The sequence below is a fragment of the Anaeromyxobacter oryzisoli genome (assembly GCF_022690765.1).
Lineage (GTDB): Bacteria > Myxococcota > Myxococcia > Myxococcales > Anaeromyxobacteraceae > Anaeromyxobacter > Anaeromyxobacter oryzisoli.
This window is the reverse complement of sequence record NZ_JALCZA010000115.1, coordinates 3,264-10,999: the sequence shown is the minus strand read 5'-3', so window position 1 is coordinate 10,999 and position 7,736 is coordinate 3,264. Positions and strand designations below refer to the sequence as shown.

Below are 7,736 nucleotides of genomic sequence, written 5' to 3'. Positions count from 1 at the left end.
GGCCGCCGCGGTGGCGCTCTCGGTCGCCGTCGCGCTCGGCGCAACGCGGCTCGCGCGAGCCGCCGAGGCCCTCCGGCGCCGCCCCTGCCCAGCGTGCGCCGCGCCGATCCGGGTCGAGGCGTCGCGCTGCCCGCGCTGCTCGAACGCGGTCCCGATCTTGCGCTGGCTCGACATCGCCGAGCCCCGCTGATCGGCGACCCCGCGCGCGATCCCGGGTGGCGCGTTGCGGCGCCGGCACCGCGTCCCCACGCTCCACTCGGTCCGCACCGCGTCCCGCGGTGCGCGCGAGCGGAGGGAAGCCATGGCGACCGAGAACACCGGACCGTCGGCGGAGCAGGGCAAGAAGGGTCAACAGGAAGCGGGCGCGGCGAAGGCGCAGGGCGCGGGGAAGGGCGCGGCCAGGGAGCAGCAGCGCGAGCGGGCGCCGGGCGAGCTCGCCCGCCGTGAGTCCTACCTGCCGTCCCCCTTCGGCCCGAGGGGGCTCGGCGCGACGCCCTTCTCGTTCATGCGGCGGATGATGGACGACTTCGACCGCATGTTCGAGGAGTTCATGCCGGGCTTCCCCGTGCGCGCGGGCGAGGAGCTGGCTCGCGGCGCCGGCGAGGCGCTCTGGATGCCGCGCGTGGAGGTGCTCGAGCGGGAGGGCAAGCTGATGGTCCGCGCCGATCTCCCGGGCATCCGCAAGGAGGACCTGCAGATCGACATCACCGACGAGGCGCTCGTGCTCCACGGCGAGCGGCGGCAGGAGACCGAGGAGGAGCGTGGCGGCGTGTACCGGAGCGAGATGTCCTACGGCGCCTTCCACCGGTCGATCCCGCTGCCGGAGGGCGCGACCCCGGAGGGCGCCGAGGCGCGGTTCGAGAACGGCGTGCTCGAGATCACCATCCCCATGACGGAGCCGTCGTCGCGCGCCCGCCGGATCGAGATCCGCGAGGGCAAGGCGGAGGGGAAGGCGACGAGCGTCCATTAGTGTCCAACGGGCGTCCGCGGCCGCGGCGGGCGGCGCCGTCAGGGCGCCGCCTCGTCGGCCGCTGGCGCGAACGCGCGGGCGGGAGCCTGGGAGCTCTACGGCAACCGCCGGAACGAGTCGAAGAACGCCTTCACCTCCGGACCGGCGAGCGACCGCGGCCCCTTGCCCATCGCCATGAGCTGGTAGACGCGCGCCCTCCCGAGCACGATGCGCACCGCCATCCGCTCGTCGCCGTTCACCGCGCTGGTCTCGACGTGGCGCGCGGGCAGCCCGGCGACGGTGAGCTTCTCGTCCCGGGTGACCTTCATCCCGGGCTGCCTCGCCATCGCGGCGGACATCTGGTCGAGCGCGGCGGCCGGGAAGTCCTCGTCCACGCCCTGGAAGCTCATGCAGAGCACGCCGAAGCTCGGCGCGCCGCCGCCGAGCTCGACACCGTAGGTGAGGATCGTGACGGCCCCCTGGCTCGTCTCGGTCCGCTCCGGGTCGCCGGGGAGCTTCACCGCGATCCCGACGTCCGCGAGCTGGTGCTCCTTCCAGACGGCGGCCTTCGCGGCCGGGACGGGCGCGGCCTTGGCGTCTGTCGAAGCCGGCGACGCCGGCGACGCCGGCTTCGCCTCCGCGGCGCCCGGGGCGCGCGCGACCTCGGCGGCGCGGGCGTGGAGCGGGAGCGCGAGCGGCAGCGCGAGCGCGAAGGCACGGACGAGCTTCTTCATGTGGTGAGCTCCCCAGGGCGCGGCATGCGCCGCTGCAAGTGTGCCACGCGCTCGCCCGCGTGCAGAAGCGCGATCGCCTCCGGGGGCACATCCCCGGCGCGCTCCGCGGCGGCGCACCCCCGCCCGGAAACGGAGAGGGCCCCACGGCGGGTGCCGGGGGCCCTCTGGGAACGTCGGCGGCGACGCGGGCCTAGAGCAGGCCGGGCTTGCCGGCCTTCCAGCGCTCGTACTCGCCGAGGAGCATCTCGACGTGCTCCTTCTCCTCCGCGCCGAGCTCCTTGTAGAGCTGGCGCTCCACGGAGCCCTCGGGCGTCTCGGCGACGCGCCGCGCGAAGAAGTCCACGGCGCGCTGCTCGAAGGCGATGGCGATCCGGAACAGGTTCGCCGGATCCTCCGGCTTGTTCGCCACGCCCGCGTACACCGCGGCGCGCTCGACCTTGAACGCGTCGGACGGCGCGGGCACCTCGGCGTGGTAGCGCCGGGACAGCGTCGCCATGTGCTCCTTCTCCATCGCGGAGAACTTCTGGAAGAGCGCCTTCAGCGTCGGGTCGGAGCTCTCCTTCGCCGCGCGGTTGTAGAAGGCCTGGCCCCCGAGCTCGATCTCGAACGCCGTCCGGATCGCCTCGAGCGCCTTCGCGCCCTCGACCTTGCGCTCGTCGAGCACCTTGAGCTTGCCGCCGCACGACGGGCACATGCCGTACGGGAAGGCGAAGCCCTCGCTCACCTTGGCGCAGGCCTCACAGCGCCACTGGAGCTGGGCGTCGGCGCAGCAGACGTACTCCTCGTCGCCCTCGATCGGCCGGTGGCACTTCGGGCAGACCTTGCCGTCGGTCCCCGCGCCCGTCGCCGCGGGGAGCGGCTCCGGCGCCTGGAACCCCGCCACGTCCGCGGCGGAGATCGGCCACTTCTTGCCCTTCGTGAGGTACGTCGCGATGGAGCGGGCGGCGCGGCGGCCGGCGCCCATCGCGAGGATGACGGTCGCGCCGCCGGTCACGATGTCACCGCCCGCGAACACGCCCGGGAGGCTCGTGGCCTGCGTGGACTCCAGCTTGCCGTCGTCCGCGGCGATGTTGCCCCACTTGTTCAGCTCGAGGCCCGGGGTGGACTTCGTGATGATGGGGTTCGCCTTCGTGCCGAGCGCGTAGATGACGGTGTCGCACTCGAGCTCCTTGAAGCGCCCGGTGGACATCGGCTTGCGGCGCCCCTTCTCGTCGGGCTCGCCGAGCTCCATCTCCTCGACCTTCATCCCCTTCACGTTGCCGTCGGCGTCCACGCGGATCTCGACCGGCGTGTGGAGGAAGAAGAAGTCGATCCCCTCCTCCTTCGCGTGCCGGAGCTCCTCGATGCGGGCCGGGGCCTCGGCCTCGCTGCGGCGGTAGACGCAGCGCACCGTCGGCGCGCCGAGCCGCTTCGAGACGCGGAGGCAGTCCATCGCGGTGTTGCCGGCGCCGATCACGACCACGCTCTTGCCGAGCGAGATGGGCGTGTCGAGGTACGGGAACTTGTCTCCGCCCATGAGGTTCACGCGGGTGAGGAACTCGTTCGCCGAGTAGACCTGGCCGGCGAACTCGCCCGGGATCCCGAGGAACGCCGGGGCGCCCGCGCCGACCGCGAGGAACACCGCGTCGTAGCCCTTCTCGCCGAGGAGCTGCGGGACCGTGAAGGTCTTCCCGATGACCTTGTTGGTCTCGATGTTCACGCCGAGGTCGCGCAGCCGCTGGACCTCGCGGTTGATGATGTCGCGCGGGAGGCGGAACGACGGGATGCCGTACTGGAGCACGCCGCCCACCACGTGGAGGGCCTCGTACACGGTCACGTCGCAGCCGTACTTCACGAGGTCGGCGGCGGCGGCGAGGCCGGCCGGGCCGGACCCGCAGACCGCGACCTTCCCGAGCTTCTTCTCGAAGCGCGGCGGGACCACCGGCTTCGGCTTGGCGTTGTCACCGACGAAGCGCTCGAGGCGGCCGATGCCGACCGAGTCGACCTTCTTCCCGATGACGCACTGCGCCTCGCACTGCGTCTCCTGCGGGCAGACGCGGCCGCAGATCGACGGGAAGATGGACGCCTCGTTGATCGCCGCGAGGGCGCCCTCGAAGTCGCGCACCACCACGTGCCGGATGAACCGCGGGATGTCGATCTGCACCGGGCAGCCCGAGACGCAGGTCGGCTTCGCGCACTGGATGCACCGCTCCGCCTCGCCGAGGGCGTCCTGGAGCGAGTAGCCCAGGTTCACCTCCTTGAAGTTGCGGGCGCGCTCCGCGGCGTCGCGCTCCGGCATCTTCGTCTGGTGCGGGGGGAGCTCCTTGATCTTGCGGTAGTTGCGCTTCTGCTCCTCGAAGAGCTGCTTCTCGAGGTTGCAGACGTGCGCGTAGTCCTCGCTCGCCCGCGCCTCCTGCGACTTGAACCGCCGCTGGCGGGCGATGAGCTCCTTGAAGTCCACCTTGTGGCCGTCGAAGTCCGGCCCGTCCACGCAGGCGAAGTTCACCTTGCCGTCCACCGTCACGCGGCAGGAGCCGCACATGCCGGTGCCGTCCACCATGATCGCGTTCAGCGAGACCATGGTCTTGATGCCGAACGGGCGGGTGGTCTCGACGCAGGCGTTCATCATCGGGAGCGGCCCGATGGCGATGACGAGATCCGGCTTGTCCTTCTCGCAGATCTCCTTGAGGGCCTGCGTCACGAACCCGGGCTTCCCGTAGGAGCCGTCGTCCGTGCAGACGACGAGGTCGTCGCAGTACTTCTTGAACTTGTCCTCCCAGAACACGAGCTGCTTGTTCCGGAAGCCGATGATGCCGGTCGTGCGGTTCCCCGCCTCCTTGAAGGAGCGGAGCTGCGGGAACACCGGCGCGACGCCGAGGCCGCCGCCGACGAGCACCACGTGCCCGACCTTCGCGACGTGCTGCGGGAGCCCGAGGGGACCCACGAAGTCGGCGAACGTGTCGCCGGCCTTGTAGTTGGCCATCATCTCGCGCGTCGTCTTCCCGAGCGCCTGGATGACCATCGTGATGGTGCCCTTCTGGCGGTCGTAGTCGGCGACCGTCAGCGGGATCCGCTCGGCGCCCTCGTGGAGCCGGAGCATGACGAAGTGCCCGGCCTGGGCGGATGCGGCGACGTCGGGGGCAGCGACCTCCCAGAGGAAGGTCGTGTCGGAGAAGGCTTCGCGACGAACAATGGGATACATCGGGGGGCCAACCCTCCGTGCGATTAGGGTGCGGGAAGGTGCGTCAACGGCCCGCGGGTCGTATCAGTCTCGCCCGGGACGCGTCAAGCGATCGCCACGATTTTCCTGGGAAAATTCAGGATGGCTCCGGTCCACTTTCGCCCGCACCGCGGCCGCGGAGCGCGCACCCGCGCCGCCACCTGAACCGGCATGTGCTCCGGGTCGGGACACCGCACCATCCCCCGGGTACACTGCGCCGCTCCATGGAGCCGCATTTCCCCGCAGCCCCCAGCCCGCCCCCGCACGCGGTCCGGCCCACGCCCGTGAGCTGGGCGATCCTGGCAGCCAACCTCGCGATGTTCGGCTGGGTCGAGTCCCACGGCTCCTCGACGGACACGGCCACGCTGATCCGGTTCGGCGCCCTCGAGCGCGACCTCGTCTGGTCCGGTCAGTGGTGGCGGCTCCTCAGCGCCGCCTTCCTCCACGCGGGCCTGTTCCACCTCGCGGCGAACATGGTCTTCGGCATCCCGTGGTGCCGGCAGATCGAGCGCTTCTTCGGTTCGGCCCGGTTCGCCTCGCTGTACGTCCTGGGCGCGCTCGGCGCCTCCGCGCTGTCGCTCCTCGGTCCGGCGAGCGTCTCCGTGGGGGCGTCCGGCGCCCTGTTCGGCGTGATCGGCGCCGCGCTGGCGCTCCACCGCCGCGCGCTCGGGAGCTGGCGCGCCTTCATCGCGAACCGCGGCTCGCAGCAGGTGCTGCTCAACCTCTTGATCCTGGCGGTCATCGGGACGGTGGTCCCCATCGACCAGTTCGCCCACGCGGGCGGGCTCGCCACCGGGGCGGCGTGGGGCTGGATCGCCACCCGGCCCTCGCCGCGGCGATCGTGGCCGTGGGTGGCGCTCACCGCCGCCGTCGCGGTCGCCGTGGCCCTGGCGCTCCGGCCGAGGCCGTGACCCCGGCCTGAGTCAGCCGGAGCTTCCTCACCCGAGCCCAGGCGCCTGCCCGGGATCGGTCAGGCCGCCGCGGCGGCGACCGAGGTGGCCCGGACGAGCGCGCCGATCGCGTCGTCGATGTCGAAAGGCTTGTGGAGGTGCTCGCGGACGCCGGCGGGCGGGCGGGCGTTGGAGGCGGTCATGCTCACCACCGGGACGTCGCCGTAGGCGGTCCCGCGGAGCCGCTCGATCAGCTCCGGCCCGGTCATCCGGGGCAGGCAGAGGTCGAGGAGGATCACCGCCGGGGCGCCGTTCCGCTGGATGCGCTCGAGCGCGTCCACCCCGTCCGTCGCCAGCTCCACCGGCCCGAGGACGGAGAGCGTGTCGCCGAGGAGCTCACGAATGTCGGGCTCGTCCTCCACCACGAGGATTCGACCCTGGAGCACCTTCATCTCGCGTCCTCCCGCCGTGTGGCCGAGCAGATGCGCGGGGTGATACTCCCTCGCCGCGCGCGAGCACAAGACCACGCCCCGCCCAGACCGGCCGGGGTGGGAGATCCACCCGCCATCCACGCGTTGTCCACACTCGAACCCCTGGTACGTGTGGACATCGCGTCCCGCGCGAGGCGCTTCGCGGGCACGCCCTCCGGCCGCCCTCCGGCCGCGCCGCCGACCGCCCGCGCGTCCGGCATCGCGGCGGGCGGCGCCTCCGGCGGCCTCGCGCTCGCCCGAGGCCCGAGGCGCGCTCCGGCCTCGTCGCCGCGGCGGGGGCTTGCGGCGCCTTCGACGTTGCGGGAACGTCGCGTGAGCGGGGGAGCCTTCGATGTCGGTGGAATGGACCCGGGACCTGGCGCTGGAGCACGAGGAGCTGGACCACGAGCACGCGCTCCTGTTCGCCCGCCTCGACGCCGTCTCCGCCCTCCTCGACACCGGCGCGCCGGCGGAGATCGAGCAGGCCGTCGCGGCGCTCGCCGACGCGCTCGTGTCGCACCTCGCCGCAGAGGAGGCGCTGATGGAGGAGGCGCACTACCCCGAGCGCGGGCGGCACAAGTCGGCGCACGAGCTGTTCGTGGCGGACTTCCTCCGGATGCGCGCCGAGCTCAGGGAAGAAGGGCCGACGCCGTTCGTGGCGAGCTGGCTGCGGATCCGCATCCCGGAGTGGCTCCGCTTCCACATCCGCGTGAACGACGCGCCGCTCGCCGCGCACCTCGCCCGGCCGCATCCCGGCCCGCAGCCCCGCCCGCAGCCCCGCCCGCAGCCCCGCCCGCAGCCCGACGACCTGCGCCCGCGCAAGCGCAGGCGCAGGCGCGACGGCGGGAGGCCAGCCTGATGACCACGGTCGAGCCGCTCGTCTTCGCCGCCGACGGGTTCGGCTGAGGGCCGGTGGCGGGCCTCGGTTGAGGCACCGCCCTCGCGCCCGTGCTGGCGCGACTCTCGGCCCTGGACGGCGTCGCCGACGCGCGCGTGGACGCGACCGGCCGTCACTTCCTCGTCGCGGTCGCGCCCGGTGCGTCCGTCGCCGACGTCGAGCGGCGGGCGATCGCGGCGCTGAACGGCCGCGCGGAGCGCCTCGCGCCGGAGCAGGCCCGGGCCCAGCTCGCCGCCCGCTCGCGCGGCGATCCGTGGTTCGCCGCGGGGGAGACGATCGTCCTGTGCTACGTGGAGGCGCGGATCCTCGCCGTCGGCGCCGCCGCGGCCGCCGCCCGCGCGGCCGGGCTCGACGGCGCCGCCGAGGCCCGCGTCGCCGAGGTGGCGCGCATCGCGCTGTTCGCGCTGATGGAGCGGGTCCACGGCGAAGGCGGCCGGCCCTCCTCGGGCTGGTTCTACGACGCGTGGCCGGAGGTCGCCGGCGCGATCGGCGACCGGTGCCGGGCCTTCCTGGCTCCGGCCGCGGGTGACGCGGTCGCCGCCGCGCTCGCGCGCCTCCACCCGGGCTGCTGAGAGCTTGTCGAAGAATTCGACGAC

The 7,736-nt window shown here is 73.1% G+C and carries 8 protein-coding genes; 5 read left to right on the top strand and 3 right to left on the bottom strand.

Annotated elements, in window-relative coordinates:
• Positions 1-190 (top strand): hypothetical protein (locus MNZ27_RS21750; protein ID WP_242396175.1); only part of this gene is annotated, 190 nt, incomplete at its 5' end.
• Positions 191-301: 111 nt separating this feature from the next.
• Positions 302-970 carry an Hsp20/alpha crystallin family protein gene (locus MNZ27_RS21745; protein ID WP_242394773.1) on the top strand — a complete coding sequence of 223 codons (669 nt, stop codon included), beginning with the start codon at positions 302-304 and terminating at the stop codon, positions 968-970.
• A 95-nt stretch (positions 971-1,065) separates the two neighbouring features.
• Here the strand turns inward: MNZ27_RS21745 and MNZ27_RS21740 are convergent, their stop codons facing one another.
• Together MNZ27_RS21740 and gltA are read right to left on the bottom strand one after the other, a co-directional pair.
• A complete protein-coding gene (locus MNZ27_RS21740; protein WP_242394774.1) occupies positions 1,066-1,683 on the bottom strand; it encodes a hypothetical protein in 618 nt (205 codons plus the stop codon).
• Between the two features lie 190 nt (positions 1,684-1,873).
• Entirely contained in the window at positions 1,874-4,864 is a 2,991-nt protein-coding gene (gene gltA / locus MNZ27_RS21735; protein ID WP_242394775.1) for an NADPH-dependent glutamate synthase, read from the bottom strand.
• Between the two features lie 242 nt (positions 4,865-5,106).
• Here gltA and MNZ27_RS21730 point away from each other — a divergent pair, with 242 nt between their 5' ends.
• Entirely contained in the window at positions 5,107-5,793 is a 687-nt protein-coding gene (locus tag MNZ27_RS21730; protein ID WP_242394776.1) for a rhomboid family intramembrane serine protease, read from the top strand.
• A 59-nt stretch (positions 5,794-5,852) separates the two neighbouring features.
• On the opposite strand, the gene MNZ27_RS21725 is transcribed toward MNZ27_RS21730, so the two are convergent.
• Positions 5,853-6,224 (bottom strand): response regulator, encoded by a 372-nt coding sequence (locus MNZ27_RS21725; protein ID WP_242394777.1) that lies wholly within the window; start codon positions 6,222-6,224, stop codon positions 5,853-5,855.
• Between the two features lie 370 nt (positions 6,225-6,594).
• Here MNZ27_RS21725 and MNZ27_RS21720 point away from each other — a divergent pair, with 370 nt between their 5' ends.
• Together MNZ27_RS21720 and MNZ27_RS21715 are read left to right on the top strand one after the other, a co-directional pair.
• Positions 6,595-7,101 carry a hemerythrin domain-containing protein gene (locus MNZ27_RS21720; RefSeq protein ID WP_242394778.1) on the top strand — a complete coding sequence of 169 codons (507 nt, stop codon included), beginning with the start codon at positions 6,595-6,597 and terminating at the stop codon, positions 7,099-7,101.
• A gap of 89 nt (positions 7,102-7,190) precedes the next feature.
• Positions 7,191-7,712, top strand: a complete 522-nt coding sequence (locus tag MNZ27_RS21715) for a hypothetical protein (protein WP_242394779.1) — start codon at positions 7,191-7,193, stop codon at positions 7,710-7,712.
• The last annotated feature ends 24 nt before the right edge of the window (positions 7,713-7,736 follow it).